Source organism: Aeromonas sp. ASNIH1 (genome assembly GCF_002934285.1).
GTDB lineage: Bacteria > Pseudomonadota > Gammaproteobacteria > Enterobacterales > Aeromonadaceae > Aeromonas > Aeromonas caviae.
Window position 1 is genome coordinate 866,407 of the sequence record NZ_CP026228.1, and the last position, 26,998, is coordinate 893,404.

28 protein-coding genes and 1 pseudogene are annotated in these 26,998 nt (G+C 59.0%); 6 read left to right on the forward strand and 23 right to left on the reverse strand.

Annotation, left to right across the window (positions count from 1 at the left end):
• Positions 1 to 140: 140 nt before the first annotated feature.
• Positions 141 to 419 (forward strand): hypothetical protein, encoded by a 279-nt coding sequence (locus C2U37_RS04115; RefSeq protein WP_050485177.1) that lies wholly within the window; start codon positions 141 to 143, stop codon positions 417 to 419.
• Positions 420 to 444: 25 nt separating this feature from the next.
• A pseudogene (locus tag C2U37_RS25000) lies at positions 445 to 791 on the forward strand (hypothetical protein).
• Between the two features lie 54 nt (positions 792 to 845).
• Here C2U37_RS25000 and C2U37_RS04125 read toward each other — a convergent pair.
• The 4 genes from C2U37_RS04125 to rpsF form a co-directional block, all read right to left on the reverse strand.
• Positions 846 to 1,589: a ferredoxin--NADP reductase gene (locus tag C2U37_RS04125; protein WP_039040002.1), complete on the reverse strand. Its 744-nt coding sequence runs from the start codon at positions 1,587 to 1,589 to the stop codon at positions 846 to 848.
• Positions 1,590 to 1,690: 101 nt separating this feature from the next.
• Entirely contained in the window at positions 1,691 to 2,137 is a 447-nt protein-coding gene (rplI, locus tag C2U37_RS04130; RefSeq protein WP_010673120.1) for a 50S ribosomal protein L9, read from the reverse strand.
• A gap of 52 nt (positions 2,138 to 2,189) precedes the next feature.
• On the reverse strand, positions 2,190 to 2,420 hold the full coding sequence (rpsR, locus tag C2U37_RS04135) for a 30S ribosomal protein S18 (RefSeq protein ID WP_005313392.1): 231 nt from the start codon (positions 2,418 to 2,420) through the stop codon (positions 2,190 to 2,192).
• A 32-nt stretch (positions 2,421 to 2,452) separates the two neighbouring features.
• On the reverse strand, positions 2,453 to 2,839 hold the full coding sequence (rpsF, locus tag C2U37_RS04140; RefSeq protein WP_005331771.1) for a 30S ribosomal protein S6: 387 nt from the start codon (positions 2,837 to 2,839) through the stop codon (positions 2,453 to 2,455).
• Between the two features lie 236 nt (positions 2,840 to 3,075).
• On the opposite strand from rpsF, the gene C2U37_RS04145 reads away from it, so the two are divergent.
• Both C2U37_RS04145 and C2U37_RS04150 read left to right on the forward strand, forming a co-directional pair.
• On the forward strand, positions 3,076 to 4,299 hold the full coding sequence (locus C2U37_RS04145; protein WP_104451878.1) for an Nramp family divalent metal transporter: 1,224 nt from the start codon (positions 3,076 to 3,078) through the stop codon (positions 4,297 to 4,299).
• A gap of 100 nt (positions 4,300 to 4,399) precedes the next feature.
• Positions 4,400 to 5,248, forward strand: a complete 849-nt coding sequence (locus tag C2U37_RS04150) for a hypothetical protein (RefSeq protein ID WP_104451879.1) — start codon at positions 4,400 to 4,402, stop codon at positions 5,246 to 5,248.
• A 188-nt stretch (positions 5,249 to 5,436) separates the two neighbouring features.
• Here C2U37_RS04150 and C2U37_RS04155 read toward each other — a convergent pair whose 3' ends face one another.
• From C2U37_RS04155 to rnr, 4 genes are all read right to left on the reverse strand, one after another.
• A complete protein-coding gene (locus tag C2U37_RS04155; protein ID WP_041214489.1) occupies positions 5,437 to 5,892 on the reverse strand; it encodes a GNAT family N-acetyltransferase in 456 nt (151 codons plus the stop codon).
• Positions 5,893 to 6,043: 151 nt separating this feature from the next.
• The gene (locus C2U37_RS04160) at positions 6,044 to 6,613 is read right to left on the reverse strand and encodes a Crp/Fnr family transcriptional regulator (RefSeq protein WP_042014880.1); all 570 of its coding nucleotides are present in this window, start codon (positions 6,611 to 6,613) and stop codon (positions 6,044 to 6,046) included.
• A 7-nt stretch (positions 6,614 to 6,620) separates the two neighbouring features.
• On the reverse strand, positions 6,621 to 7,370 hold the full coding sequence (rlmB, locus tag C2U37_RS04165) for a 23S rRNA (guanosine(2251)-2'-O)-methyltransferase RlmB (RefSeq protein ID WP_041214488.1): 750 nt from the start codon (positions 7,368 to 7,370) through the stop codon (positions 6,621 to 6,623).
• Positions 7,367 to 9,760 (reverse strand): ribonuclease R, encoded by a 2,394-nt coding sequence (gene rnr / locus C2U37_RS04170; protein WP_049636454.1) that lies wholly within the window; start codon positions 9,758 to 9,760, stop codon positions 7,367 to 7,369. The genes rlmB and rnr overlap by 4 nt, the downstream gene beginning before the upstream one ends.
• 133 nt (positions 9,761 to 9,893) lie before the next feature.
• Between rnr and C2U37_RS04175 the strand changes: the two genes are divergently transcribed.
• Positions 9,894 to 10,916, forward strand: coding sequence for a GGDEF domain-containing protein (locus C2U37_RS04175; protein WP_164884712.1), 1,023 nt, complete (start codon positions 9,894 to 9,896; stop codon positions 10,914 to 10,916).
• Positions 10,917 to 10,977: 61 nt separating this feature from the next.
• On the opposite strand, the gene luxS is transcribed toward C2U37_RS04175, so the two are convergent.
• The 4 genes from luxS to C2U37_RS04195 are packed head-to-tail and all read right to left on the reverse strand — an operon-like array spanning position 10,978 to position 14,125.
• The gene (gene luxS / locus C2U37_RS04180; RefSeq protein WP_104451880.1) at positions 10,978 to 11,487 is read right to left on the reverse strand and encodes an S-ribosylhomocysteine lyase; all 510 of its coding nucleotides are present in this window, start codon (positions 11,485 to 11,487) and stop codon (positions 10,978 to 10,980) included.
• Positions 11,488 to 11,505: 18 nt separating this feature from the next.
• On the reverse strand, positions 11,506 to 12,108 hold the full coding sequence (locus C2U37_RS04185; RefSeq protein ID WP_104451881.1) for a transglycosylase SLT domain-containing protein: 603 nt from the start codon (positions 12,106 to 12,108) through the stop codon (positions 11,506 to 11,508).
• A gap of 46 nt (positions 12,109 to 12,154) precedes the next feature.
• On the reverse strand, positions 12,155 to 12,493 hold the full coding sequence (gene glnB / locus C2U37_RS04190; protein ID WP_005308848.1) for a nitrogen regulatory protein P-II: 339 nt from the start codon (positions 12,491 to 12,493) through the stop codon (positions 12,155 to 12,157).
• Positions 12,494 to 12,502: 9 nt separating this feature from the next.
• Positions 12,503 to 14,125, reverse strand: coding sequence for an NAD+ synthase (locus C2U37_RS04195; RefSeq protein ID WP_104451882.1), 1,623 nt, complete (start codon positions 14,123 to 14,125; stop codon positions 12,503 to 12,505).
• A 137-nt stretch (positions 14,126 to 14,262) separates the two neighbouring features.
• On the opposite strand from C2U37_RS04195, the gene C2U37_RS04200 reads away from it, so the two are divergent.
• Positions 14,263 to 14,766: a GspH/FimT family pseudopilin gene (locus tag C2U37_RS04200; protein WP_010673109.1), complete on the forward strand. Its 504-nt coding sequence runs from the start codon at positions 14,263 to 14,265 to the stop codon at positions 14,764 to 14,766.
• Positions 14,767 to 14,779: 13 nt separating this feature from the next.
• Here the strand turns inward: C2U37_RS04200 and C2U37_RS04205 are convergent, their stop codons facing one another.
• From C2U37_RS04205 to ribF, 11 genes are all read right to left on the reverse strand, one after another.
• Complete coding sequence (locus C2U37_RS04205; RefSeq protein WP_041210962.1) at positions 14,780 to 15,064, reverse strand: TapY2 family type IVa secretion system protein; 285 nt, start codon at positions 15,062 to 15,064, stop codon at positions 14,780 to 14,782.
• Positions 15,061 to 18,636 (reverse strand): pilus assembly protein, encoded by a 3,576-nt coding sequence (locus C2U37_RS04210; RefSeq protein ID WP_406568612.1) that lies wholly within the window; start codon positions 18,634 to 18,636, stop codon positions 15,061 to 15,063. The genes C2U37_RS04205 and C2U37_RS04210 overlap by 4 nt, the downstream gene beginning before the upstream one ends.
• Before the next feature lie 11 nt (positions 18,637 to 18,647).
• Positions 18,648 to 19,091 (reverse strand): type IVa pilus pseudopilin TppD, encoded by a 444-nt coding sequence (gene tppD / locus C2U37_RS04215; RefSeq protein WP_042014886.1) that lies wholly within the window; start codon positions 19,089 to 19,091, stop codon positions 18,648 to 18,650.
• Positions 19,088 to 20,089: a PilW family protein gene (locus C2U37_RS04220; RefSeq protein ID WP_104451884.1), complete on the reverse strand. Its 1,002-nt coding sequence runs from the start codon at positions 20,087 to 20,089 to the stop codon at positions 19,088 to 19,090. Before C2U37_RS04220 ends, tppD begins: the two co-directional genes overlap by 4 nt.
• On the reverse strand, positions 20,086 to 20,649 hold the full coding sequence (pilV, locus tag C2U37_RS04225) for a type IV pilus modification protein PilV (protein ID WP_104451885.1): 564 nt from the start codon (positions 20,647 to 20,649) through the stop codon (positions 20,086 to 20,088). Before pilV ends, C2U37_RS04220 begins: the two co-directional genes overlap by 4 nt.
• Positions 20,650 to 20,652: 3 nt before the next feature.
• Positions 20,653 to 21,060 (reverse strand): type IVa pilus pseudopilin TppA, encoded by a 408-nt coding sequence (tppA, locus tag C2U37_RS04230; RefSeq protein WP_039039991.1) that lies wholly within the window; start codon positions 21,058 to 21,060, stop codon positions 20,653 to 20,655.
• A 110-nt stretch (positions 21,061 to 21,170) separates the two neighbouring features.
• Positions 21,171 to 22,106 carry a 4-hydroxy-3-methylbut-2-enyl diphosphate reductase gene (ispH, locus tag C2U37_RS04235; protein WP_039039990.1) on the reverse strand — a complete coding sequence of 312 codons (936 nt, stop codon included), beginning with the start codon at positions 22,104 to 22,106 and terminating at the stop codon, positions 21,171 to 21,173.
• Positions 22,106 to 22,558, reverse strand: coding sequence for an FKBP-type peptidyl-prolyl cis-trans isomerase (gene fkpB, locus C2U37_RS04240; RefSeq protein ID WP_041210958.1), 453 nt, complete (start codon positions 22,556 to 22,558; stop codon positions 22,106 to 22,108). Before fkpB ends, ispH begins: the two co-directional genes overlap by 1 nt.
• Positions 22,555 to 23,058 carry a signal peptidase II gene (gene lspA, locus C2U37_RS04245; RefSeq protein WP_010673100.1) on the reverse strand — a complete coding sequence of 168 codons (504 nt, stop codon included), beginning with the start codon at positions 23,056 to 23,058 and terminating at the stop codon, positions 22,555 to 22,557. The genes fkpB and lspA overlap by 4 nt, the downstream gene beginning before the upstream one ends.
• Positions 23,058 to 25,919, reverse strand: coding sequence for an isoleucine--tRNA ligase (gene ileS, locus C2U37_RS04250; RefSeq protein WP_104451886.1), 2,862 nt, complete (start codon positions 25,917 to 25,919; stop codon positions 23,058 to 23,060). Before ileS ends, lspA begins: the two co-directional genes overlap by 1 nt.
• Positions 25,919 to 26,893, reverse strand: coding sequence for a bifunctional riboflavin kinase/FAD synthetase (ribF, locus tag C2U37_RS04255; RefSeq protein ID WP_010673098.1), 975 nt, complete (start codon positions 26,891 to 26,893; stop codon positions 25,919 to 25,921). The genes ileS and ribF overlap by 1 nt, the downstream gene beginning before the upstream one ends.
• Between the last annotated feature and the right edge of the window lie 105 nt (positions 26,894 to 26,998).

Consider the following 26,998-nt stretch of genomic DNA (forward strand, 5'->3'; position numbering starts at 1 on the left):
CCCAGAGTGCGACCAAAACGTGCAAATCGGCAGCAGAAAAACACTACAATCGACCCCGTACCTGAAGGACATCTGCGGTTATGCTCGGGTTAAGCCCGCCGCATTACACTCATTTCCACCGAACACGACTCGAGGACATCATGAACAGAACGACGGCTTTGTTGCTCTCTCTTTTTCTGATCACTGGTAGCGCTCTGGCACAGGACGAAGGGAGCCAGACCTTCTCCGTGGATGCGCTGACCTTCAATCTGGACTGGAATGACACGCAGTTTGACTGGTCCCAGAGCAACTGCTTCGATCTCGGGAGCGGTGACACGGCCGCCGCCGACTGCAAGAGGATCAACCTCAATCTGGAGGATGAGACGCAGCGCAACCAGCCCCCCAGCACCAACCAGATCAGCACGCAACCGGATCAATGATCCCCCTGACAGGAGCCTTGATGCGATGACCCACATGACCATGACTTCCCGCGGCGCACTGCTGCTCTCCCTGCTTCTGGTTCAGGGAATGGCCTTTGCTGCCCCCCCCCTTCCAAACACGATGACGACATCCGGATCTCCACCGACCGGGGCCGGGTAAGCCTGGATTGGGACGACAAGGAGTACGAGTGGTGGCAGCACAACTGCCTGGATGTCAGCACCCGGACCAGCCGTATCCAGCTCAACTGCGACAACGTGGATGGCAAATACCGCGACCATTACAACCGCAGCATTCACAGTGGCAACAACCCGGGTCAGGGCCATGACAAGCCCGGAAACAAGCACGGCGGCAACGGCCACCAGAAACACTGACCAGCATGCCCATGGACATGGTTGAGGGGCCTGTGGCCCCTGGAGTCATCTCCCCTACCAGTAGTTTTCCATGCTGATATTGCCGGGGGCGCGACGCAGGTTCTTGGCAAGCCCCAGCCCGAGAAGGGTCTGCTGAGTCTCTTTCACCATGGCGGGGTTCCCGCAGATCATCACCTGGCTCAACTCGGGGGAGAAGTTCAGCCCCACCCTCGCCTGCAAGCTGCCATCGACGATGGCTGCCGGGATGCGCCCTGCCATCGCCCCCGGCCAGGTCTCACGACTGACGAAGGGAACATAGCGAAAACGCTCGCCATGCTGCTCGGCAAAACTGGCGATAAGCGGCTGGTAGCTGAGCTCTTCCCCTTTTCTCACCCCGTGTACCAGCACCAGATGCTCGAAGCGGTCGAAGACCTGTCCTTCTGCCAGCATGGCGAGGAAGGGGCCGATGGCGGTGCCGGTTGAGAGCAGCCAGAGGTCCCGTCCCGGGGGAATCTCATCCAGGGTCAGGAAACCGGTGGCCTGGGACTGCACCAGCAGGCTGTCGCCCACCTGCAGGGAACCGAGAGAGGGGCTCAGTTCACCGCCGGGGATCTCCACCAGATAGAATTCGTGATAGGGCGTGCCGGGAGGATTGACGAAGGAATAGGCACGCTGGACGCGACGCTCGCCCTGCTCCAGAGCCAGCTTGGTGAATTGACCCGCCTTGTAGGGGGCAAGTTCCGCCTCCACACGCAGGGAGAGCAGGGTGGGAGTCCACTCGATGCGCTCGATGACCCGACCTTCAACCCAGGCAGCCATAAAGGTTCTCCTCCAGAGGAACAGACCTTCACTTTACCCCTTGATCTGAAAATAAAAAACCCGCGCATGTGCGCGGGTTTTTCTGCAAGAGCGGAACGCTATTACAGAGCAACAACCTGGATTTGTACGGTTGCTTTGACGTCAGCGTGCAGCTGAACAACAACTTCGTACTCACCAGTGTTACGCAGAACGTTGCCCATGCGGACTTCGCTCTTGGCAACGGCTACGCCGGCAGCCGTGATGGCTTCAGCCACGTCACGGGTACCGATGGAACCGAACAGCTTGCCTTCGTCGCCAGACTTGGAGGCGATGACAACGGCAGCCAGCTCACCCAGCTTGGCAGCGCGCTCTTCGGCAGCAGCCTTGTTGGCAGCCAGTTTGGCTTCCAGCTCAGCGCGACGAGCACCGAAGGCTTCGATGTTGGCCTTGGTGGCCATAACAGCTTTGCCTTGCGGGATCAGGTAGTTACGGGCATAACCAGCTTTTACGGAAACTTGGTCACCCAGACCGCCCAGTTTGGCGATCTTATCGAGCAGGATAACTTGCATTACCTTTCCTCTATAAATTTCGTTGAGTTAGGCGTAAGCGCCGGGCCGATTCTTACTTGTTGTGCAGATCGGTGTACGGCAGCAGAGCCAGGTAACGAGCACGCTTGATGGCGCGTGCCAGCTGACGCTGATACTTGGCGCGGGTACCGGTGATACGGCTCGGTACGATCTTGCCAGATTCAGTGACGTAGTTTTTCAGAGTAACGATATCTTTGTAGTCGATCTCGGTAACGTTCTCGGCGGTGAAGCGGCAGAACTTACGACGACGGAAATAACGTGCCATGGCCTTTATCCTCTAATGCGGTGATCTAAGAATTACTCTTCGGAAGACGCTTCAACAGCATCTTCGCGACGCTCGTCGTCACGACGGGTGAAGCGCTCTTCCTTGGCCTTGGCCATCGGAGAAACTTCAGTCACGGCGTGCTTGGTGCGCATGATCATGTTGCGGATAACGGCATCGTTGAAGCGGAAGTTGGTTTCCAGCTCATCGATAACGGCCTGTTCAGCTTCTACGTTCATCAGAACGTAGTGAGCCTTGTGCAGCTTGTCGATCGGGTAAGCCAGTTGACGACGGCCCCAATCTTCCAGGCGATGAATGGTACCACCAGCGGTGGTGATAGCGCCGGTGTAACGCTCGATCATGCCAGGTACTTGCTCGCTCTGGTCCGGATGAACCATGAAGACGATTTCGTAATGACGCATTTTAGCTCCTTACGGATTAATTCAGCCTCCGCCCAGGTGCAGCCAGACCTCGGAGGCAAGGAACATAGTGATGTTTAGACGCTGCTTTCTAGGGCGGCGTATTGTACGAAATCACCTCTCCCACTGCAACTGGCGAAGCAAGATGTTTTTCTCGATGAGCCCGATACAAAACTTTAATTGATAACAATTATCATTTAGATCCATACTCTCCTCATATCCCCACGGAGGATGACAGTATGCAACCTGCGCTCACCACGGCCATACCGGCCCGCAAATTCAAGCTGACCCTGCTCGGCCCCGCCTTCATCGCCGCCATCGGTTATATCGACCCGGGCAATTTTGCGACCAATATCCAGGCCGGCTCCACCTTCGGCTATCAACTGCTGTGGGTAGTGGTGTGGGCCAACCTGATGGCCATGCTGGTGCAGACCCTCTCGGCCAAGCTCGGTATCGTCACTGGCAAGAACCTGGCGGAACACATTCGTGATCGTCTGCCCAGGCCCGCAGTCTGGGCCTATTGGGTGCAGGCCGAGATCATCGCCATGGCCACCGATCTCGCCGAGTTCATCGGCGCTGCGGTCGGCTTCAAACTGCTGCTCGGCATCACCCTGCTGGAAGGGGCCTGCATCACCGCCGTGGTCACCTGGGGGATCCTGATGCTGCAATCCCGCGGCCAGAAGCCGCTGGAGTTCGTGGTGGGGGGCCTGCTGCTGTTCGTGGCCGCCGCCTACATCGTCGAGCTGGTGTTCTCGCGCCCCCACCTGCCGAGTCTGCTGGAAGGGGCACTCTTCCCCGGCCTCCCCAATGGTGATGCTGTCTATCTTGCCGCCGGCGTGCTTGGTGCCACCGTGATGCCCCATGTCATCTATCTCCACTCGGCCCTGACCCAGCATACCCAGGAGCAGGGCACGGTGACCCAGCGACTGCACAGCACCCGGGTCGACGTGGCCATCGCCATGACCATCGCCGGCTTCGTCAACCTGGCCATGATGGCCATGGCGGCTGCCGCCTTCCACAGCTCCGGCAATCAGCAGGTGGCCGAGCTGGAAACGGCCTACCAGACCCTCACGCCCCTGCTGGGCCCGGCAGCCGCCACCCTGTTCGGCCTCTCCCTGGTCGCCTCCGGCATCTCCTCCACCGTGGTGGGAACGCTGGCGGGGCAAGTGGTGATGCAGGGCTTCGTGCGCTTCACCATTCCGCTCTGGCTGCGCCGAGCCATCACCATGGCTCCCGCCTTCGTGGTGATCGCCATGGGCCTCAACACCACGGAAATTCTGGTACTGAGCCAGGTAGTGCTGAGCTTCGGCATCGCCCTCGCTCTTATTCCGCTGCTGATCCTGACCGGTGATCGCGCCCTGATGGGGGCACATCGCAATCACCCCGTCACCCAGGCCGTGGGGCGCCTCATCGTCGCCCTGGTGATCGGCCTCAATGCCTATCTGCTGGTCACCACCCTCTAACGCCATCTTGAGGCTCATTGACCCGGGTTGATGAGCCTCTTCGCACTTTCGCGTATGCTGCCCCTTTCCCTTCTCATCATCTCGTTGCGGGAGCCCTGCCATGGAACATACCCGAGCCAGCTTCGTACTGGGCCACCATCAGGAACAGGCCAGCGTTGTCTGTTGCAAACAGGGGGATCCGACCCTGCTGGTCACCGACCTCACCCCCTTTCATCCCCAGAGCCACCTCTGGCCCGATCAACCCGGTGACGTGGGCACTGTGCGCTGGGAAGGGGGGGAAGCGGCCGTGGGCCCCTGCCGCATGGGAGCCATCAGTCCCGAGGGCGAGCTGTTCGTGGATACGGAGATTCCGGTCAAGCGGGGTGCGGATGGGTGGGCTTTCGTGGTGGTGCATCCCCTCGCCGGTTCCCATCACCTTGCCATTGGCTCGCCTGTGGAACTGACAGTGGATGCCGAGGCACGCCATGCCCTGAGCCTGGGCCACAGCGCCTGCCACCTGGTGGCACTGGCCCTCAATCGGGCGCTCACGCCCTATTGGCGAAAGGAGACAAGCGAGCTTGACGCTCTCGGGCAGCCGGATTTCGACCGCCTCGCCATCCAGCTCTCCCGGGTCGAGCCCAGAGGATCAAAGGAGCAGTACCGGATCGGCAAGAGCCTTCGAAAAAAGGGAATTAACAGCGAGGCACTGCTGGCCGACCTCGACAGGATAGCGCTCCAGGTCAACGAGCAGCTGATGCGCTGGCTCAAAGAGGGAGGCGAGATCCGCCGCAGCCGGGCCGGTGAGGCCATCATCGATTCCCGCTACTGGCATGGCATGCTGGAGGGTCGGGAGATCACCATTCCCTGTGGCGGCACCCATGTGGGCAGTCTGACCGAGTTGGGCCAGGTTCAGGTGACGCTGGCCTCCAGTGAAGAGGGATTAACCCTCACCACCCGGGTCACTCCCTGAACCACCCCAGCCCTCCTGATGCCGCACCGCCCTGACCGGGGCGGTGCCCCGACAGAGAGGCCCGCAGGCAGATCAGCGCGGCGGTATCTAATCCCGGGCTGACGACCACACGGCCACGGGGTAGCAAAAAACCATGAGATGCACCACGGATGAGGGGCCACTTGCCCCTTTCCTGGCGCCTGACGATGTCAGGCAGGCTCCCTTCGCATCCCCATGTGAGGGATGTCATCTTCCAGATACCCTTCCCCTTCGGCCACGAAACCATGCTGGCCGTAAAAACCTTGCAGGTGGGCCTGTGCACCGAGCCAGATGCTGTGTGCAGGCCAGCGTGCCTCGCACTCTCTGACCGCTTGCGCCAGCAGGCGGTGACCCAGTCCGCCCCCCCGCGACGTGGGAGAGGTGACCACGCGGCCGATGGCTGCGCCGCAGTCATCACCAATGCCGGGCGCCATGATGCGGGCATAGGCCGCCAGGTGAGCACCCTCACGACCGAGCAGATGCAGCACGCCGTCACGGCGATCCAGCCCGTCCAGATCCTGGAAGGGACAGGTCTGCTCCACCACGAACACCTCGGCGCGCAGGGCAAGCAGCTCATACAATTCATCCGTGGTCAGCTCGGACCAGGATTTCATACTCCAGTTCATGAATGACTCCTGTTTAATGGGGTCTGACAGCATAATCTTGCTCCCGACGAGGGGCATTAACCTTGGTTAAGTTGGCCCCCTTCTCATCCAATGCGGACATGGTCGACAAAGAGCCGCTCTCTGCCCAGGTTCATCGGCAATCCCTTCTGGCTCAACCCTGATCGCGCGTTTTCAGCCGCCTGCGGATGCGGCTCAGGCTGATGGGGGTGATCCCCAGATAGGCGGCAATCTGGTGATCCGGAACCCTGGCATCCAGCGCGGGGAAGCTGCGCAGAAAATGCTGATAGCGCGCCTCTGGGCCCCCGGTCAGCAGCAACAGCTCTTTCTCCTCCTTGATGCGCAGTTGCACTTCAAGGAGATGGTGATACCAGGCGGGCCAGCAAGGGAGTCGGCGCAGATCCGCCAGCGGAAGAAGCTGCAGTCGGCAAGGCTCCAGCGCCTCCACACTGTAGCGGGCGGGCTCACCACTGAGCAGGTGGTGGAAGTCGATAAACTCGTCCCCCTCCCAATAGAACTCCTTGATGTACTCGCGGCCATCCGCCAGCACCACCCTGGCCCGCAGCAACCCCTCCTCCACCCTGACCAGCAGCGCCGGACTGTCACCGGCATGCCAGAGGCAGGTGCGAGGGGGCAAGGTCAGGGAGCGGACAAAAGAGAGGAGGCGCTCGGCCTCCTGCTCATCTGCAACCCGTTCCCAGACAAAGGGGGGTCTGTCGGTCATCGTCTTGTCAGACGCGGCGCTGGCGCACGGCTTCGAACAGGCAAACACCGCTCGCCACCGAGACGTTGAGGCTGGATACCGCCCCCGCCATGGGGATGCTCACCAGCTCGTCGCAGTGCTCGCGGGTCAGACGGCGCATGCCCTTGCCTTCGGCCCCCATCACCAGCGCCATGGGGCCGGTGAGTTTGGCCTGATAAAGATCGTGATCCGCCTCGCCGGCGGTACCCACGATCCAGACGCCGCGCTCCTGCAGCTCGCGCAGGCTGCGGGCCAGGTTGGTGACCTGGATGAGCGGCACCACTTCGGCGGCGCCACAGGCGACCTTGCGCACCACGGACGTGAGGCCTGTGGCCTTGTCCCGCGGCACGATCACCGCATGTACCCCGGCCGCATCGGCACTGCGCAGACAGGCGCCGAGATTGTGCGGGTCGGTCACCCCGTCCAGTACCAGCAGGAAGGGCGCTGTCTCTTGCGCCGCCAGACCGTCCAGCAGACTGGCCAGGTCGTGCTCGGCCAGCTTGGGCGCTTCAATCACCTTGGCCATGATGCCCTGGTGATTGTTACCTTCCGCCTTGTCATCCAGCGTCTTGCGATTCACGCTCTGCACCCTGATACCGAGGGACTCCAGCTCGGCCAGCAGGGGATGCAGCCGCTCGTCATCGCGGCCCTTGAGAGCCCACACCTCGATGAAGCGCTCGGGGGTGCGCTCGAGCAGCGCGGAGACGGCGTGAATGCCGTAGATCAGTTCAGTACTCATTTAGTGCTCTTGGCCTTGTCGCGAGCCTTTTTGCTCGGTCGTCTGTTGCTGGGCTTGGCACGGCCACCCTTGTCGGATTTGCCGCTCTCCTTGCCCTCTTTGCGTTTCTCGTGGCGCTGGGCGCTCTTGGCCTTCTCTTTCTTGATCTCGGCCTGCTTGCGCGCCATCTCCTTGGCGTTCTTGCCGGTGGCCTTGAGGGGCTCTTCCACCATCACGAAGTCGATCTTGCGATCGTCCAGGTTCACGCCCATCACCTTGACCCGCACCTTGTCACCCAGACGGTAGCGACGGCGGAAGTTCTCGCCGATCAGCTGCTGGTGCAGCGGGTCGAACTGGTAGTAGTCGTTGGTGAGGGTGCTGACGTGCACCAGACCGTCGATGTGGATCTCCGCCAGACGCACGAAGAAGCCAAAACCGGTGACGCTGGCGATGACGCCGTCAAACTCGTCACCCACGTGATCCAGCATGTACTCGCACTTGAGCCAGTCTGCCACGTCGCGGGTGGCATCATCGGCACGGCGCTCCGTCATGGAGCAGTGCTCGCCCATCGGGTCCACTTCTTCCAGCTGGTAGTGGTAGCCACCGCTCGGGGTCCACTTGTGGCGCAGGTTGGCCTGCTGCTCCTTGGCGGTCTGGTACTTGATCGCCCGGTGCAGGATGAGATCCGGGTAGCGACGGATCGGCGAGGTGAAGTGCGCATAGGACTTCAGGGCCAGACCGAAGTGACCGATGTTGTCGGCCTGATAGATGGCCTGACGCATGGAGCGCAGCAGCATGGTGGAGAGCAATTCCGCATCCGGGCGCCCTTCGAATTTGGCGGCCAGGTCGGCAAAGTCCTTCGGCTCGGGCTCCAGGCCCCCCTTGAGCTCCAGACCCAGTTCGGCCAGGAAGTCGCGGAAGCCGGTGAGACGCTCCTCGCCCGGGCGGTCGTGCACCCGGAACAGGGCGGCGGCCTCGTTCTTCTCGATGTAGCGGGCGGCTGCCACGTTCGCCTGGATCATGCACTCTTCGATGATCTTGTGGGCGTCATTGCGCACCAGCGGTACGATACGGTCGATCTTGCGCTGGGCGTTGAAGATGAAGCGGGTCTCCTCGCTTTCGAACTCCACCGCACCGCGTTGATGACGGGCATGCTTGAGCGCCTTGTAGAGGTTGCTCAGCTCCTCGATGTGGCCCACCAGCGGATCATACTGCTGACGCAGCTTGGGATCCCCGTCCAGGATCGCCGCTACCTTGGTGTAGGTCAGGCGAGCGTGGGAGTTCATTACCGCTTCGTAGAACTTGTAGCCGGACATGCGGCCGGCGGCGGAGATGGTCATCTCGCACACCATGCAGAGCCGGTCGACCTGCGGGTTCAGGGAACACAGACCGTTGGAGAGCACCTCCGGCAGCATGGGCACCACGAACTCGGGGAAATAGACCGAGTTGCCGCGCTGATAGGCTTCGGTGTCGAGGGCCGTGCCCGGTTTCACATAGGCAGAAACGTCCGCGATGGCGACCCACAGGCGCCAGCCGCCTCCACGCTTGGCTTCACAGAAGACAGCGTCATCGAAGTCGCGGGCGTCTTCCCCGTCGATGGTCACCAGCGGCAGGGCGCGCAGGTCGATGCGACCCTCTTTGGCCTTCTCCGGCACCTGCTCGCCCAGACCGGCGACCTCCTTGGTCACCTCTTCCGGCCAGGTGTGCGGAATGCCGTGGGTACGCAGGGCGATCTCGATCTCCATACCGGGCGCCATGTTCTCACCCAGAACTTCCAAGACGGTACCGACCGCATTGAAGCGGGCAGTGGCGCGCTGGTTGATGCGCACGACCACGACCTGGCTCTGGCGAGCCCCCTTGTTCTCCCCTTCCGGGATGATGATGTCCTGGCCGATGCGGCTGTCATCGGGTACCACAAAACCGACGCCGTTCTCGACGAAGTAACGACCGACGATGTCCGCCTCGCGGGATTTGAGCAGGCGCACCAGACGCGCTTCCTGACGACCCTTGCGATCGATCTCGGTCGGCTGCACCAGGGCATAGTCGCCATGCATCAGGCGCTGCATCTCGCGGTTGTTCAGGAAGAGATCCGCTCCACCACCCTCGGGGCGCAGAAAACCGAATCCATCTTTGTGGCCAAGCACATAGCCTTTGACCAGATTCAGGCGATCCGGCAGGGCGTAACATTGGTTGCGGGTGAACACGAGCTGCCCGTCTCGCTCCATGGCGCGCAGACGACGTCGCAAGGCTTCCAACGGCTCTTCATCGGTCAGCTTGAGGACCTTGGCCAGCTCTTCCCGGGACATGGGTTTCTCATGGCCCTTGATGAGCTCCAGCAGCATCTCGCGACTGGCGATGGGGTTTTCGTATTTTTCGGCCTCGCGTTGGAGGAAAGGATCTTTTTGAGACATAAGCAGGCCTTAGGGTAGGTAATAACGCAGACATTATATCGGAGGGGGGAGCTAATGGCATCCATCGACTGCCTTTTGGCCATTCTCTCTGTCATACTGGACACAGTTTGCAGGTATGTGAGACTCGGAACTCATGAGCAAGGACTCGTTCGCCCAATCTGCCGCCTATTTGAAACAGGCGGTTCCCCTGATGATCAAGTATCAAATTCCCACCACGCCGAACAACTATCACCTTTGGTACAGCTACGTCTCCGGCGACATGCCCGAACTCAACCATGCCGTCGATCAGGCGATAAAGCAGCAGGGAACCTTCTCCCTGACCACCTGCGAGCGTCTCTACCACCAGCACCTTGCGGCCCAGGACGAGCAGCAGATGGAGGCGATGAAACTCAACCTGGCGGCCATGGCCAGCGAGCTGAGTCACTCGATGCAGGATGCCATCTCCGATACCGGGCTGTTTCAGGAGATGCTCGACAAGAGTTTCGACAAGCTGAGCAAGATAGACGACGAGGGGCTCAGCCTGGAAGACACCATGGGGATCCTGCGGGATCTCGTGCGCGAGTCACGTGACGTACGCATGTCCACCCTCCACTTTCGCAACCAGCTCAGCAGCGCCGAGAAAGAGATAAAGGAGCTGAAACAGGCCCTGAACGAGACGAGAAAGCTGGCCACCGAGGACCCGCTCACGTCTCTGCTCAATCGACGCGCCTTCGATCTCGAGATGGACAGCCTCATTCGCAGCAAGCAGCCCTTCTCGCTGATCCTGACCGATATCGATCGCTTCAAGAACTTCAACGACGAATACGGACATCTGCTGGGGGACCAGGTGCTGCGCATCGTCGGCAAGCGGCTGCGAGAGGCCAGCAAGGAGGGCATAACCGCCTATCGCCTGGGGGGTGAGGAGTTTGCCCTCTTGGTGCCAAACCGCGCCCTGGCGCTGACCCGCCAGATGGCCGAGAGCCTGCGTCGCGTCATCGAGCGGATGTCGATTCTGGATCGCAAATCCGGGCGACGCATCGATCACATCACCGCCTCGTTCGGCGTGGGGGAATACATCTCTCAGGAGACGGCAGACACCCTGATCGAGCGAACCGACAAGCTGCTCTACAAGGCCAAGGAGCTGGGGCGCAATCGGGTGATGCCACTGCCCTCCTGATCCCACCAGATGCAAAAAGGCCGGTCATTGACCGGCCTTTTTCATGCTTCCCTTCTCGGGATCAGAGGCTTTTCAGCTTCTCTTCCGGCAGGGCCAGCTCGTCATTGTGGTTGACACCGATACCGCGCTCCAGCACATGGCGGGCGATGGCATGGGCCTCTTCCAGCGAATGCATTCTGTAAGTACCGCACTGGTATTCGTTCAGCTCGGGGATCTTGCCCTGATCCTGCACGGTCAGCACGTCGCTCATGGCGGCCTGCCAGGCAGCGCCAACACGGGCTTCATCCGGCGCACCGATCAGGCTCATGTAGAAGCCGGTGCGGCAACCCATGGGAGAGATGTCGATGATCTCCACCCCATTCCCATTGAGATGATCACGCATGAAGCCGGCAAAAAGATGCTCCAGGGTATGGATGCCGCGCTCGGAGAGGATCTCCTCGTTCGGCACGCAGAAACGCAGGTCGAACACGGTGATGGTGTCCTTGTTCGGGGTCTGCATGGTCTTCGCCACTCGCACTGCCGGGGCGGCCATGCGGGTATGGTCGACGGTAAAACTGTCCAATAACGGCATTTCTGACTCCTGATTTGGTTACCAGAACCAGCCCCCGCTGGAGAGCTGATCCTTGCATTGTCGATACTGGGCACCGTAGCGCTGGGCACGGGCCTCCACCTTGCGGGAGACCTTCAGCAGCCATCCCTTGCTGCGGTAGCTGCCACGTCGGTAGCCCCCCCAGCCTTCGTGATAATTGAGATACTGGCCATAGGCATCCCACTTGGACGTGCCGTTGAGCCGCTGTGCCTTGTGAGTGTACCAGCCCATGAAATCGATGGCGTCGGCAAAGTCGTCGCGATCGCTCCAGCCGTTGCCGGTTTCCCGCTGATAGTCGGCCCAGGTTTCGTCTTTCACCTGGGCATAGCCGTAGGCTGAACTGGCCCGCCCGGTGGGGATGAAGAGGAAATACTGCATCGGCGGCTGGGCATCATGCACGAAGGAGGACTCCTGGTACATCATGGCCATCACTACCTGGACAGGTGTCCCCCACTTCTCGTTCATCTTGAGCGCCGCCTCGTGCCATTCGGGTTTCTCCCGAAAGATCTGGCACAGGTTTTCCGGCTGGGCCGGCGGCCGGGTGCTGCACGCGGTGAGTGCCATCAAGCACGCCGCCACGACCCCGATACGGTAAAACGACATCAGAGCGACAGACTCTTGCTGTTCATCACAGGGCACATCCACCACATCAGATCGCGTCTTCGTTCTCTTCACCAGTACGAATACGAATGACGCGCTCCACCTCGCAGACGAAGATCTTGCCATCACCGATCTTGCCGGTACGCGCTGTGTTCTGGATGGCTTCCAGGCAGGCATCGAGATCCTCGTCCTGCACCACCAGCTCCACCTTCACTTTCGGCAGGAAGTCGACCATATATTCGGCGCCGCGATAGAGCTCGGTATGGCCCTTCTGGCGGCCGAAGCCTTTGACTTCGGATACGGTCATGCCGTTGATGCCGATCTCGGCCAGGGCCTCGCGCACATCGTCCAGCTTGAACGGTTTGATGATGGCTTCAATCTTCTTCATGGTGACTCCTTACCAGTTCTGTTTGCCGAACCCGGATGTAATGGGGTAACGGCGATCCTTACCAAAGTTGCGAGCCGTAATGCGGGGCCCGACCGCCGCCTGACGGCGCTTGTATTCGTTGAGATCCACCAGCCGGATCACCTTGCGCACCACCGCTTCCTCGAAGCCTTCCGCCACCATGTCGGCGACAGACGCATCCTCTTCCACGTAGCGCTTGAGGATGGCATCCAGAATGTCATAGGGGGGTAGGCTGTCCTGGTCCACCTGATCCGGTGCCAGTTCGGCCGACGGGGGACGATCGATGACCCGCTGCGGGATCACGTACTCCACGCTGTTGCGATATTCGCACAACTTGAAGACCAGGGTCTTGGGGACATCCTTGAGCACATCAAAGCCACCCGCCATATCGCCGTACAGCGTGGCATATCCCACGGCCATCTCGCTCTTGTTGCCAGTGGTCAGCACGATACGGCGGCGCTTGTTGGACAGCGCCATCAAGAGCACGCCGCGGCAGCGGGCCTGCAGGTTCTCTTCGGTGGTGTCGCGGGCAGTCCCTTCAAACAGAGGCGCCAGCTGGGTCATGAAGCCTTCGAACATGGGTTCGATGGAGATGATGTTGAACTCCACCCCCATCCGCTCGGCCTGCTCCTTGGCATCCTCCACGCTCATCTGGGCGGTGTAGCGGAACGGCATCATCACCGCCTGCACCTTGTCCGCCCCGATGGCATCGGCCGCAATGGCCAGGGTCAGCGCCGAGTCGATGCCGCCGGAGAGACCCAGCACGGCGCCGTGAAAACCGTTCTTGGTGACATAGTCGCGCACCGCCAGCACCAGGGCCTGATAGATCTCGGCCAACGGCTCCAGCGGTGCGGCGGGTTCCCGCTCCTTCACCGGCTGACCATCGGCAAAGCGCACCAGCGCCAGCTCTTCGGCAAATGGAGCAAGCTTGTGGGTCAGCTCGCCCTGGCTGTTGAACACTTTGGAGCAGCCGTCGAAGATCAGCTCGTCCTGGCCGCATACCTGGTTGAGGTAGATGAGCGGCAGGCCGGTCTGATCGCAGCGTTCCGCCATCAGCTCGCGGCGGACCCAGGGTTTTTCCTGATCATAAGGAGAGGCATTGATGGTGAGCAGCAGCTCGGCCCCCGCCGCCTTGGCGGCCAGCGCCGGACCCGGCTGCCAGAGATCTTCGCAGATGAGCAAACCCAGCTGATGGCCACGGAACGGCACCACACAGGTATCGGTCGCCGCAGTGAAGTAGCGCTTCTCGTCGAACACCCCGTAGTTGGGCAAGTCCTGTTTGAAATAACGTGCCCGCAGTTGCCCGCGCTCATAGAGAGACGCCGTATTGTAAAGCGCCCCCTCTTCGCGCCAGGGATGGCCCACCAGAATGGCACATTGGCCCTGCCATGCCGCGATGCGGGACAGAGCGGCCTCGACCCGGACCATCAGGTCGGCGCGCAGCAGCAGATCCTCAGGCGGGTATCCTGTCAGGGCCAGCTCGGAGCAAACCAGCAGATCGGCCCCTTGCTGATCGGCATGGGCTGCTGCCGCCAGTACCTTGTCACAGTTATCTTCGATGGCGCCTACCGTCAGATTTAACTGGGCAAGCATCAGAGAGAGGGCTTTTGCCATGGCGATGCATCTTGAATTCGAAAATGATGGGGAATGATAAAGAAAAGGCGCTGGCTGTGCCAGCTCAACACTTGGGCTTTGCGCTGGTGTTCTGGCTGTCTGGAGATAAGATGTAACTAATCGAGGGAGATATTGACATGATCAAGGACGAGAAAGGATTCACCCTGCTGGAACTGATGATCGCCGTCAGTCTGGGGGTCATCTTGCTTGGTATTGGTGCACCGGCCATGTCGAGCCTGCTCAATGAGAATGCCTTGAAATTTGAATCTCGCACACTCTTGAAATATCTGCGTTTTGCTCGTAGCCAAGCCATCGACAACCAGCAATCTGTCACTGTGTGCCTTGCCAATGCCAGTGACAATTGTGTCACCGCCAATCCGACCCAATTCCTCGTGTTCGTCGACGGTAATGGCAATGACATTTTCAATAACGGTGAGCAGATTCTGGCAAGAAGCCCTCAGCTATCTGACTCGCTGACTGCTGCAAACAATCGAACTTCCACTACCTTCAGCCCTGATGGCACCAGCCTGGGTACCAATGCCACTATCACGCTGTGTCGTTCAGGAAATGCCCAGATAAATCTGGTCATCTCTCCCTCCGGCCGCACCACCCAATCTACCCAGGCAAATATCTGCCTCTGAATGAAGTCCTTCGCTATCGCAGTTGACGGGCATCCTGTTGCTGACCCTCTTTAGACTGGAAATTTTCCTCCGCAGTGCGGCATTCCAGGATTTTCTTCACAGGCTGTACCGCACCATCCACCTCGTATCCTCTTTGTTTGAATTTATCCTGCACCGCCTTTGGCGTGTTGTCTGCCACAGTACCGTGCAGGACAACCTTCTGGCCGTTAACCAACTCGACATAACATTTTATGTCATCTGCCAAGACGGACCCGGATAACAAGAGGCACAAACCCAACACCCCGCTGCGTGTTTTCATTGCGCCTCTCCTTCGTAGAGGTAAATTTTCTTGGGCGACATATCCATCTCAGCCTCCTCTGCCCCCTGGTTGCACTCTCCCGCTCCGGTACAACGCTCAGGCTCACCATCCCCTTCATCTTTCAGGATGACCTCTTCCCCGACACCGCCTCCAATAATGCGGATCTTGGCATCGTCTCCTGCATGCACCACCAAATCGTCGGCAACCTTGTTCTGTACTTCGACATAACGCTCAGGTGTCTGGTTGCCTTCAAGATCAACCACATAACGGAAGGAACTGCCATAATGCATGTCTACCATGTATTGCCGTGCAGCCCCGATGGATTGAATGGTGCATTGCTGGAACGACTGCACTTGCGGCAGGAACGAGGTGAAGTAAAGCTTGCCCTGAAGTACGACCCCGGCCCCCATGGATTTCTCACCCGGTTCGTTCAACCAATTGACCCACCCTTTGGCAGTGGTAATTCCCGCCTTGGTCGCCAATATTCCATCCGTGTTTGTCTGGGCAGACAAAGGATCAGAGGTCACATCATAAAGGTCAGTAATCAAGATGGGGCTTCTTGCCTGCGCATTGGCGGCACGCGGCACGACATCATAATCACGCAACATGAAATAGCCATTGCGGACGGTCGCTTCCGATGAGGGGCGATTGCGGTCTCCACTCCCAATCAGCACTGCATCAAAGGGACGATCCTGATAGGAATAGACCACATTCCCTCCCACAACGGTGCGAGTGACCTGCTTGTTGATGGTACGCACCACGATAGGCTGGGTGAAGAAACGGCGATCATCGGCTTGAGTGACATCCGACCCCAGGCTGGCAAATTTGAAGACGCGCCAGTCAGATTTGTTGGTGCCAGGGAGATCCATGCGCCAGATATTGCCCCCCGTATCACCCACATAGATGCGATCGACTTTGCCATCACCATCGCTGTCAAGCGTAGCTACCGATCCGGGCATGCTGTCGGTCATCTCCGTGACCCTGAGGTTGCTGGTTGAAGTCGCTGCTGGGGTCGCACTGAATATCAGCGCCCCTGTATCGGCATTGACGATGTAGATACCTCTGCCCATGCTGTCACTGGTTCCCAATCCCAGCACGCTCTTGTTCACGTCATAACCGCCAGCAAAAATAAGCACGGGATCACTGACTCCCGGCACAAACGCGACTTCCGGCACCGACCAGGTCAGCCCCAACTCACCAAAACCAGTCGTCAGACTGTTCAGACGCCATTTCAGTGTCGGCGTATCCGGGCTGGAAACGTTGAATGCATAATAGGCTTTGCCGCCGCTCCTCAAGCCGGTGAATACCCAGACAAAATCGCTTTCCGAGGATTTCAGCACCCCGTTGCGATTGGCATCTTTGATAAGGGCCACCGGAGAAGAGTCAACACCGTAGATATGTTCGGCTGATTCCGCATTGAGACGCAGCGCCTTCTGATTGGCCATGAACTCATAAGGTATCGCCGCCCAGCTTTCGTCTATGGTGCTCCCCATGTCCTTGAACATATGCAGGAAACCGGCATTGGTCCCAAACAGAATACGCAAGTCCGGTGCATCCGTCGGGTTACCGGATTGCGGGCCATAGTTCAGCACCAGGGGACGTGAGTGCAGGGGGTCACCCATGATATGGGCGCGGATCAGGGTTGATGTATCAAAGTCCTCATCGTCGACATCCAACCCCTTGGTCCAGTTGATCAGGGAATCGAGTTCAGTCGTCGTAACTGCCTGCATGAAGGTCATGAGCGCGGCTTCACTGCCAGCCTGCGTTACCAGATTTGCCTTGGTCAGCTGATCGAGACGGTTCTGGGCATTGTTGATGACATAGAGGCTGCGGTTGCTTTTCCCCGCCAACATCTCTTGCGCCCCACCTTCGGCCACAACGTTCCCGTCACGGCCGGATGACCAGAAAGTCTGGGCACTGTCGATGATGGTGCCATCAAACTTGATAGCAGGCAGTCCCCGGCTGTCAGCCACATAACCATCAGGAGAAAAGATCAGTTTTTTCAGATTGCCCCGCCATCTGGGACCATCATCCGGCTCAAACATGGCGTAATAGATGTTGTTGAGACTGCGTGTCCGGTCAAAGTTGTTGCTGGCAATGGCGGGGGACACCAGCGAGGTATTGATCCGCAGGATCGCCAGCAGCGACGCCTTCAACGCATCACTCAGGGCAGAGGCGTTGGTTGCCGGATAATAAACACCGCCACCACGACGGGCGGTTTCAGCAAGCAAATTACCGGCCCCGCTGATCGCCTCGTCACCAAACCCGACGGTAAAGGTCGTGACTGTCTGGGTACCAGGAGAAACGGCATTCACATCCTTGTGTTTCATATAGCCCGCCAATGCGGCCAGATAACTGCTGGACCTGTTCCCCGAACCATAAGAAACGGTAGTGCCATAAGCCGCTTTTTCATCGCTGGACAATGTATTTACCAATCCCTGGACAAAGGTATTGGCATCCCCGTCCTGAGTCGGCTCCCCATCGGTGATGTATATGACGTAGCCGTTGTTTGAGCAGTTGTCATAGGGGGCTTGATAGGTACCTGTCGGGCTTTCGGCGGTCGTATCTCTCGTGCCTCCTTGCAAGCCATAAACAACGCTTCGTCCCCCGAAGAAGCGATACGCCTCACTCAACGTCTCGCATAATGGTGTGTTGGTACTGGCAGTCAGTCCTTCGACCCTGTCGAGCAGGTCTTGTTCTCCGGTCTTGCCATTCGACAACGTGACCTCGCTACCCAGAATATCCCGGACAACTCTGCCGCCATTGGTACTGCTACTGTCATTCCTGTTGAAAATAGCCAGACCAAAATCAACCCCGGGGGCAGATGATATCAATCCTTTGACTGCATCTTTGGCAATACGCAGCCGGGATTCTATAGAGTAACCCGTAGGCCCGTAATACCACCTGATATAGTTGGCAGAATAAAGCACCACGGCCGTATTGCTGGCATTAACAGAGTCTCTTGTTGCCGCTGTATAAAACCATGAGCCTTGATTATTGCTGGTTTTATTGACCGGATACCCGGTGCCAACACTCCAAGTACCTGTGTATGGGTTGGCAGGGTTATTTGCGGTCACATCCTGCTTGCAATCGACCAACTCGATGTTGTTTTCCTGATAACCACTAATTGAATACCAGCTTCCCCTCCCTCTCCCCGGAGGGTTGCCACTTGTCACTTCATAAGTCCAGACTTGCGACTGAAAATAACCGATACTTGCAAGAGGCCCCTTGGAGGTGGCACAAGCGTTCAGTTTGTCAGAGAAACGCTTGTTGCTATTAATAGCGGGAATGCTCCCATCGGTTGAAAAATAGATATATCGTTTAGTATTGCTTTTGTCGGGATCATTGCTCAAGGCTGGATAGACAGTCGCTGGATTATAAGCTTCCTTTATCTGTTCCATGGTGTCAGCCATACTGCCGGAGTTATCAAATATCAACAGCACTTTAGGTCTGAAATCACCAGCCTTATTAAAGTCGTATATAAAAAGCTCGGTGTCATCGGCTCGTGTTGACGTCATGCCAAAAACAAGACTGCACCAGCATAAAATTGAACCGAATCGTTGTAACCACATATCCTTCGCTCCTATTTTGTGAGCAGTGGCTGTTCCACACCCGCAGTCCAGGTCAGCGGGCGAGAATATTTTCCATAATTGACACCGGCCTGTAGCTCGACATATTTGCATACAGGAATCACATTGCTGCTGCTGGCATCCACCTTGCGTTTGCAGACAGTTTCCGTGCGATTGGTGAGGGCCACATTGGCTGAATTATTGCTGCTATTGACACTGATGGCAGCACTCGCCCCCTGCGCAGAACCTATGTTTGCAATCACCGTCGATATGTTATTGCTCTGTACCGCCGCTTCGATGATGCCTTCCAGTCTGTGTTCTGCCTGCCTGAAATTGGCCGCAGAGCCTGCCATCTTGAGATCCTGCCCGGAGGACTGCATCACCACCACGGCGATCAGCGTCAGAGGTACCAGAATGATCAGCGCGACGATCAGGGCTACGCCATGCTGAGACCTCATGAACCACCTCCAGTCATGACCACCGGGTTGCGCAGCGACACGCTGCTCTCCAGCAGCAAGCGACGAAACCCATCCCCATTGCCTGATACGCTGGTACTACCTACCTGATAGATGTTGTTGTTCACATAGCTGCTGGATGCTTGCGACGATCGCACCAGAATAAAAACACGGGCAGCAACGACACGCCCTTCGCTCCATTCCTGCTCGGTCACGTTTGTAGACGCGACATAGCGATCAATGACCCCATCGGCAACAGGAGTGTCGTCAACACCAAACAGCACCGTCATGCGCTCAATCCCTTCCGCCATGGGGCCTCCTATCAGAACCGAGCCCCCATTGGCAGTCAAGTAACGCTTTCTCAGTTCCGGGTTGCCTGCGGCATTGGGAGCGAGATAATAGATAAAGTGCTGGTATTCCCAGAGCTGACGAGCCGGCATATCTGTCATCGTGGGCACTGTTTCTCCCCCTTTGAACATCAGCGCCGCTTGCGTCGTAGTAGCAAGATAGAAGCGATTATCAGTAGCTGCGGCATCGGCCAGGGGCTGCCCAATCAATCGCTTGATGCTGATGACATCCGTATTGGCAATACGTGACGTCACGGGAATACAGGCAAAAGCCCCCCCGTTAATCGCCCTGTTATTGTCCACCCGAGCGACCCAGACCCCCCGATTTGTTCCCACGCTGGGTGGCAAGCTGCCACGCCCCAAATTGTCCAGACAATCGTTCGCCGAAAGCACCGCAGACCCGCTGCTGAGAGTCACGCCTTGCCCCGTTGCCATGGGGGAACCGGTGTAGTCCCCCCAGAAGCCCGCCCACTTCAGGTCCTGGGTTACCAAACGCATCGCAATACGTCCATTCTCCTGCAACTCGCTCTGATCGAAAGCATCTTCCGTTGTGGCGCGGGAAGCCACGAAGATGCTCAAGCCGCCGCCGACCAGAAATACGCCGATCAACATGGCAATCAGCCATTCAATCAGGGTGAAGCCACGGGCATTCATAGTGTGGTCGTCAGTACGAACTGACGCCTCTGTCTGTCTGCCGCATTACCCAACCCACAACTGTTGCGCACCGCGGCCACTGCAACGGCACCATCGGACAAAGACTCCCGCCCCTGCCAGAAGATCCCTATGGTCAAACTGTTGTTGGCGCCACGAATCACGCAGCCGACCGGAGATTGCAGAGGTGACGCGGCACCGGATACCGCGGCTCCCAGCAGGGACTGCTGCCAGTAGAAGAGGTCCAGTGCCTGCCGCTCTGTCCTGCTGCAATCCGACATGGTGCCATTGTTGTTGGCACAGCTCGGCATATCCAGGATCGCGTTGCCGGATACCACTGTCGTTCCCTGACCAGCCCAGCTGTCTTTGTTGATCCTGGCGCGTTCCACCAGATCATTGGCTAGCCAGTTGGCGATGGTGCGCTGACGCGCTTCGTAGCTGGAAAACTTGGCGGTGACCTGCATGGCAACCAATCCCAGCAAGCCGAAGGAGAGCACCACGGCCGCAATCATCACCTCCAGCAGGCTGAATCCCCTCGTGTGTCGATGGTGCAGTGGTTTCATCGCCTAGTCCCAGCAAGCATTGTTGACGGTATCTCCGAGCCGGGTGGCACTCCGGGTGCCATCCTGGTCGATGGAGAAAATGATGCAGTCGCTGTCTGACCCCTGCGCACCAGAGGCCGTGGCAAACAAGATGTATGTATTGACCCCGGCCGAGATGACCAGGTGATAGAAGCCGGATTCGGAGTTCTCCGAGATATTCAAGTCGGCTGCAGATGAGGTATACCGATTGAAGTCCATAAAATAGGTTTCTTGTCTGTTGGCGGCGTCCAACAGCATTTTTTTGGCATCAATTCGGTGGCTGGACAGCAGGTAACGCTGATAGGAGGGATAGGCAATAGTGCCAAGAATCGCCACGATTGCGACGACAATCATCAATTCAATGAGAGAAAAGCCTCGATAGAACCCAATCATAACCCATCCTTGGTGACTGGCGGTTCATATAGTCTAATGCCGGATAGGTCGCAACGACAAATCCGGCATCAGGAACATAACTCTTTATTCTCAGGCCATCCTGGCCACATTCAAATAATTCTAAGCTCGGGCGGCACTTCAAACACCACATTCTCTTCTCGGCCAGGATGCTCGGTCACTATCTTGCCTCCCAACTCGCGCAGACGAGCAATGACATTCTGAACCAGCACATCGGGGGCTGACGCACCCGCCGTGACCCCGATACGGGCAACTCCGTCCAGCCATTGCGGCTCAATCATGGAGGCATCGTCGATAAGGTAGGCCTTGGCGCCCACCTTCTCGGCCAGCTCCCGCAGACGGTTGGAGTTGGAAGAGTTGCGCGACCCCACCACCAGCATGGCGTCCACCAGCCCGGCCATCTCCCGCACCGCATCCTGGCGGTTCTGGGTGGCATAGCAGATGTCATCCTTGCGCGGCCCCTGGATCTTGGGGAAGTGCGCACGCAAGGCATCGATGACGTCTGACGTCTCATCCACGCTGAGTGTCGTCTGGGTGACGAAACAGAGGTCGTCCGGGTTCTTCACCTTGAGTTTGGCCACATCTTCCGGCGTCTCCACCAGATACATGCCACCCTCACTGTTCTCGTACTGTCCCATGGTGCCGATCACCTCGGGGTGGCCGGCATGGCCGATGAGCACGGCTTCGGAGCCCTTGCGACTGGCGCGATGGACCTCCATGTGCACCTTGGTCACCAGCGGACAGGTGGCATCGAACACCTTGAGGGCGCGGGATTTGGCCATCTCGCGCACGACCTTGGCGACACCGTGAGCGGAGAAGATGACGATGCTGTCATCCGGCACCTCGTCCAGCTCTTCGACGAAAACGGCACCCGCCTCCTTGAGCTTGTTCACCACGTAGCGGTTGTGCACCACTTCGTGACGGACATAGATCGGGGCACCGAACTTCTCCAGCGCGCTCTCGACGATGCTGATGGCCCGGTCGACACCGGCACAGAAGCCACGGGGGTTAGCCAGCAGAATATCCATCAGTGCACCTTCTCCTCGTCATCAACCCCCAGGATCTCCACCTCGAAGGTGACGGTGTGACCGGCCAGGGGGTGGTTGAAATCGACCGTGACCGACATCCCTTCCACCGCCCGGATGATCCCGGGCAGTTCACTGCCGTTGGGCTGGTCGAACAGAATGATGGTACCCACCTTGGGCTCAACTTCGTTACCGAATTTGGCGCGATCGAGATGGTAGATGTTGTCGGGATTGGAAAGGCCAAACGCCTCTTCCGGCGCCAGGGTAAAGCTCTTGCTCTCCCCTTCGCGCAGCCCCAGCAGGCATTGCTCGAAGCTCGGCGTCAGACTGCCGTCTCCCATCCGCAGACGGGCAGGCTTGCCGTGCAGCGCCGTGCTGTCGGCCACCGAGCCATCTTCCAGTTTGATAGAGAAATGGAACAGCACGCTGCTGTCCGCAGCAATCAGCTGGCTCATGAGGTCGCGTCCTGTTTTTTCTCGCCACGAAAGCCATCCAGCACGATCATGGCGGCACCGATGAAGATGAAGCTGTCGGCCAGATTGAACGCCGGCCAATGGGCGCGCTGCCAGTAAAAGTCGAGGAAGTCGACCACATGGCCCAGCACCAGTCGGTCAAACACGTTGCCGAGCGCCCCGCCGATGATCAGGCTGTAGGCGATACCGCTCCAGCGCTGGGTGACCGACTGCTTGCGCAGCCAGTGGATCAGCAGGCCACAGATGGCGAACGCCAGAACAGCGAAGAACCAGCGCTGCCAGCCTCCCTGATCTGCCAGGAAGCTGAAAGCCGCCCCCTTGTTGTAGACGTGGACCAGGTTGAAGAAGGGGGTGATCTCCACCCCCGGGTAGCCAAACGGCAGCAGCTTGACCACGGCGAGCTTGCTCGCCTGGTCCAGTACGAAGGCCAGCACCGCCAGCCACAGCCAACGCAGGCCACTTTTATGTTGAGTCATGTTCATCAGGCAAATTGACGCGTTTCGCCGTCACCCTCGACGTTGGTGACGCAGCGGCCACAGATCTCTTCATGACCCGTAATGGTGCCCACGTCTTCCACATGGTGCCAGCAGCGGTCGCACTTGGCGGCGGCAGACTGGGCCACGCAGAGCCACAGGTCATCGCGCTCGGTTGCCACGGCCTCTGCCGGTGCAGCATCGACGCTGACCACCTTGGCCTTGGAGGTGAGCAGCACGAAGCGCAGCTCATCGGCCAGGGCGTTCAGACGCGCGGCCAGCTCCGGCTTGGCGAACAGGGTCAGCTCGGCCTGCAGAGAACCGCCGATGCGCTTCTCGCCACGGGCCACTTCCAGCGCCTTGTTCACTTCACCGCGCACGGTGAGGATCTCGGCCCAGAACTCGTCGTTCAGCACTTCGCCCGCTTCCAGCCCGAACAGGCCGTCGTACCACTCCTCGGTGAACACGAACTCGCCGCGCTCGCCCGGCAGCAGGGCCCAGATCTCGTCGGCGGTGAAGCTCATGATGGGCGCCATCCAGCGCACCATGGCCTCGGCGATGTGATAGAGGGCGGTCTGGCAGGAGCGACGGGCCAGGCTGTCAGCCTTGGCTGTGTACTGACGATCCTTGATGACGTCCAGATAGAAGGAACCCATCTCGATGGAACAGAACTGCATCAGCTTCTGGGTCACGCCGTGGAAGTTGTACTCGTCGAACGCGGCCACGATCTCGGCCTGTACCGCTTTGGCACGGCCCACTGCCCAGCGATCCACCACCACCATGTCGGCAGGCGCCACCATGTCGGTCGCCGGATTGAAGCCGTTCAGGTTGGCCAAGAGGAAACGGGCAGTGTTGCGGATACGACGATAGGCGTCGGCGGAGCGCTTGAGGATCTCGTCGGAGACGGTCATCTCACCGGTGTAGTCAGTGCTCGCTACCCACAGACGCAGGATGTCGGCACCCAGCTTGTTCATTACATCTTGCGGGCTCACCACGTTGCCGATGGACTTGGACATCTTGCGGCCCTGACCATCCACGGTGAAGCCGTGAGTCAGCACCTGGTTGTAGGGAGCCTTGTCTTTCATCGCCACGCCGATCATGAGCGATGACATGAACCAGCCACGGTGCTGGTCAGAGCCTTCCAGATACATGTCGGCCGGCTTGCCGTTGAACTCGGGACGGGCGTCGACCACGGAGGCGTGGGTAGAACCGGAGTCAAACCAGACGTCCAGGGTGTCGGGCACCTTCTCGTAGTTGTCGGCATCGGCGCCCAGCAGTTCGGCCTTGTCCAGATCCCACCAGGCCTGGATGCCGGACTGCTCGACCCGCTTGGCCACCTCTTCCATCAGGCGCACGGATTCCGGGTGCAGCGCCTGGGTATCCTTGTGAACGAACAGGGAGATGGGCACGCCCCAGGTACGCTGACGGGAGATACACCAGTCAGGACGGTTCTCGACCATCGCCTGGATGCGATTCTTGCCCCAGGCCGGGACCCAGCCGCTCTGGCCGTGTTCGGCAATGCCCTGAGTCTCGATACGCTCGATCTCTTCCAGGGCACGCTTGCGCAGACCCTTCTGCTCCATGCTGATGAACCACTGGGGGGTGGCACGGAAGATGATCGGGGTCTTGTGACGCCAGCAGTGCGGGTAGGAGTGGTTGAATACCTTGTGATGCAGCAGGGCACCGCGCTCGGTCAGCACCTCGACCACGGAGGCGTTGGCCTTGAACACGTGCTGGCCGGCAAACAGTTCGGTATCCGGCAGATAGACGCCGTTGCTGCCAACCGGGTTGGCGACTTCCAGACCGTACTTCTGACCGACCACGAAGTCTTCCTGACCGTGACCAGGGGCGGTGTGCACCGCGCCGGTACCGGCGTCCAGGGTAACGTGGTCACCCAGCACCACAGGTACGTCGAAGCTGTAGAAGGGGTGGTTGAAGCGCAGCAGCTCGAGTGCGGCACCCTTGGCGTAACCCAGGTTGTGGAAGTGCTCGATGCCTGCGCGATCCATCACATCCTTCACCAGCTCAGCGGCCAGGATCAGACGCTCGGGATTGTCGCCCTCAACCTGCACCAGTGCGTAGTCGAGATCGGCGTGCATGGCGATGGCGCGGTTGGCCGGCAGGGTCCACGGGGTAGTGGTCCAGATCACGGCAGAGAGCGCGCCCTTGCCGGTGTGGCCTTCGGCGCAATCAAACTTGGCGGCAACGGCAGCCTCGTCGACGGCCTTGAAGCGCACGTCGATGGAGGGGGAGTTCTTGTCGTAGTACTCCACTTCCGCTTCAGCCAGCGCGGAGCCGCAATCGGTACACCAGTGCACCGGCTTGGATCCTTTGTGCAGGTGGCCGTTTTCAACGATCTTGGCCATGGAGCGGATGATGTTGGCTTCGGTCCCAAAATCCATGGTCAGGTAGGGGTGTTCCCAGTCACCCAGCACGCCCAGACGGATGAAGTCGGTCTTCTGCGCTTCGATCTGGGTTTTGGCGTATTTGCGGCACTCGGCGCGGAACTCGGCGGCGGAAACCTTCTCGCCCGGCTTGCCGACCATGCCTTCCACTTTCAACTCGATAGGCAGACCGTGGCAATCCCAGCCCGGTACATAGGGGGAATCGAAGCCAGAAAGGCCTTTGGACTTGATGATGATGTCTTTGAGGATCTTGTTGACCGAGTGACCGATGTGAATGCTGCCGTTCGCATAGGGGGGGCCATCGTGCAGAATGAAAGAAGGCTTGCCCGCTTTGGCGCGGCGAATGGCGCCGTAAAGATCCTGATCGTACCAACGTTTCAACATGTTGGGTTCGCGTTTGGCCAGATCGCCACGCATCGGAAACTCGGTTTCCGGCAGATTCAGGGTGTGTTTATAGTCGCTCATCAGTCCTGGGTTCCCTTCTTTTCTAAAAGAGTGCTGGGTAAATGAAATTGTGGCAGCCCGAACCAGGCTCGGGCCGCCAGGGCATCTCGTTCGATCTGCTCTTTCAAGGCGGTGAAAGAGTCAAATTTCTGCTCTTCGCGCAGCTTGTGGCGAAGCAGCACCTTGACCTGCTGACCATATAGATCACCAGAAAAATCAAATAGATGTACTTCCAATCTGGCTTGTGTACCGCTCAAGGTCGGGCGTACACCCACATTGGCGACACCGGGGAAAGTCTTGCCGGAACATATCACTTCCACCGCAAACACGCCACCGACCGGGACAACCTGGCGTTTGAGGGCCAGATTCGCGGTGGGAAAACCTATGGTGCGCCCCAGCTTGTCGCCATGGGCCACCCGGCCGCTGATGGCATAGGGGCGACCGAGCATCAACTCCACCTCCGCCATGCGACCCGCTTTGAGGGCCTCGCGCACCAGGGTGCTGCTGACCCGCTGGCGGGAAAGCTGGAAACTCTGGGTGCTGATCACCTCGAACCCGAAGCGCCGACCGGCCTCCTCCAGCAGGTGGAAGTCCCCTTCCCGCCCCTTGCCGAAGCGAAAATCGTCGCCGACCACCAGATAGTGCACACCGAGTTTCTCCACCAGCAGTTGCTCGATGAAGGTGCTGGCTGCCTGCTCGGCAAAACGATGGGTGAAACGCACGCAGAGCATGCGATCGATCTGCATTCCCTTGAGGGCTTCGTACTTCTCCCGCCAGCGGCTGAGGCGGGCGGGCGCGGCACTGCCCGCAAACAGCTCCAGCGGCTGGGGTTCGAACAACATGACACAGGCGGGCAGGCCAAGTTGGGCGGCCTTCTCCTGCAAGCGGGCCAACACCGCGTGGTGCCCCTGATGAACCCCATCGAAGTTGCCTATGGTCAATACACAGCCCCGGTGACGGGGCTTGATATTGTGAATGCCGCGAATAAGCTCCATCAGTGCCTTGTGCGTTGCTGCCATGGAAATCGGCGGATTATATATCAGGCAGCAGGCAGGGTCAGCCCTGCCGTTGAGCCGATTTAGCCATCCCGCCCACTTCTC

Coding starts and splice junctions, on each gene's coding strand:
- C2U37_RS04115 (WP_050485177.1), top strand. CDS start 141: ATGAACAGAACGACGGCTTTGTTGCTCTCTCTTTTTCTGATCACTGGT.
- C2U37_RS04125 (WP_039040002.1), bottom strand. CDS start 1,589: ATGGCTGCCTGGGTTGAAGGTCGGGTCATCGAGCGCATCGAGTGGACT.
- rplI (WP_010673120.1), bottom strand. CDS start 2,137: ATGCAAGTTATCCTGCTCGATAAGATCGCCAAACTGGGCGGTCTGGGT.
- rpsR (WP_005313392.1), bottom strand. CDS start 2,420: ATGGCACGTTATTTCCGTCGTCGTAAGTTCTGCCGCTTCACCGCCGAG.
- rpsF (WP_005331771.1), bottom strand. CDS start 2,839: ATGCGTCATTACGAAATCGTCTTCATGGTTCATCCGGACCAGAGCGAG.
- C2U37_RS04145 (WP_104451878.1), top strand. CDS start 3,076: ATGCAACCTGCGCTCACCACGGCCATACCGGCCCGCAAATTCAAGCTG.
- C2U37_RS04150 (WP_104451879.1), top strand. CDS start 4,400: ATGGAACATACCCGAGCCAGCTTCGTACTGGGCCACCATCAGGAACAG.
- C2U37_RS04155 (WP_041214489.1), bottom strand. CDS start 5,892: ATGAACTGGAGTATGAAATCCTGGTCCGAGCTGACCACGGATGAATTG.
- C2U37_RS04160 (WP_042014880.1), bottom strand. CDS start 6,613: ATGACCGACAGACCCCCCTTTGTCTGGGAACGGGTTGCAGATGAGCAG.
- rlmB (WP_041214488.1), bottom strand. CDS start 7,370: ATGAGTACTGAACTGATCTACGGCATTCACGCCGTCTCCGCGCTGCTC.
- rnr (WP_049636454.1), bottom strand. CDS start 9,760: ATGTCTCAAAAAGATCCTTTCCTCCAACGCGAGGCCGAAAAATACGAA.
- C2U37_RS04175 (WP_164884712.1), top strand. CDS start 9,894: ATGAGCAAGGACTCGTTCGCCCAATCTGCCGCCTATTTGAAACAGGCG.
- luxS (WP_104451880.1), bottom strand. CDS start 11,487: ATGCCGTTATTGGACAGTTTTACCGTCGACCATACCCGCATGGCCGCC.
- C2U37_RS04185 (WP_104451881.1), bottom strand. CDS start 12,108: ATGTCGTTTTACCGTATCGGGGTCGTGGCGGCGTGCTTGATGGCACTC.
- glnB (WP_005308848.1), bottom strand. CDS start 12,493: ATGAAGAAGATTGAAGCCATCATCAAACCGTTCAAGCTGGACGATGTG.
- C2U37_RS04195 (WP_104451882.1), bottom strand. CDS start 14,125: ATGGCAAAAGCCCTCTCTCTGATGCTTGCCCAGTTAAATCTGACGGTA.
- C2U37_RS04200 (WP_010673109.1), top strand. CDS start 14,263: ATGATCAAGGACGAGAAAGGATTCACCCTGCTGGAACTGATGATCGCC.
- C2U37_RS04205 (WP_041210962.1), bottom strand. CDS start 15,064: ATGAAAACACGCAGCGGGGTGTTGGGTTTGTGCCTCTTGTTATCCGGG.
- C2U37_RS04210 (WP_406568612.1), bottom strand. CDS start 18,636: ATGTGGTTACAACGATTCGGTTCAATTTTATGCTGGTGCAGTCTTGTT.
- tppD (WP_042014886.1), bottom strand. CDS start 19,091: ATGAGGTCTCAGCATGGCGTAGCCCTGATCGTCGCGCTGATCATTCTG.
- C2U37_RS04220 (WP_104451884.1), bottom strand. CDS start 20,089: ATGAATGCCCGTGGCTTCACCCTGATTGAATGGCTGATTGCCATGTTG.
- pilV (WP_104451885.1), bottom strand. CDS start 20,649: ATGAAACCACTGCACCATCGACACACGAGGGGATTCAGCCTGCTGGAG.
- tppA (WP_039039991.1), bottom strand. CDS start 21,060: ATGATTGGGTTCTATCGAGGCTTTTCTCTCATTGAATTGATGATTGTC.
- ispH (WP_039039990.1), bottom strand. CDS start 22,106: ATGGATATTCTGCTGGCTAACCCCCGTGGCTTCTGTGCCGGTGTCGAC.
- fkpB (WP_041210958.1), bottom strand. CDS start 22,558: ATGAGCCAGCTGATTGCTGCGGACAGCAGCGTGCTGTTCCATTTCTCT.
- lspA (WP_010673100.1), bottom strand. CDS start 23,058: ATGAACATGACTCAACATAAAAGTGGCCTGCGTTGGCTGTGGCTGGCG.
- ileS (WP_104451886.1), bottom strand. CDS start 25,919: ATGAGCGACTATAAACACACCCTGAATCTGCCGGAAACCGAGTTTCCG.
- ribF (WP_010673098.1), bottom strand. CDS start 26,893: ATGGAGCTTATTCGCGGCATTCACAATATCAAGCCCCGTCACCGGGGC.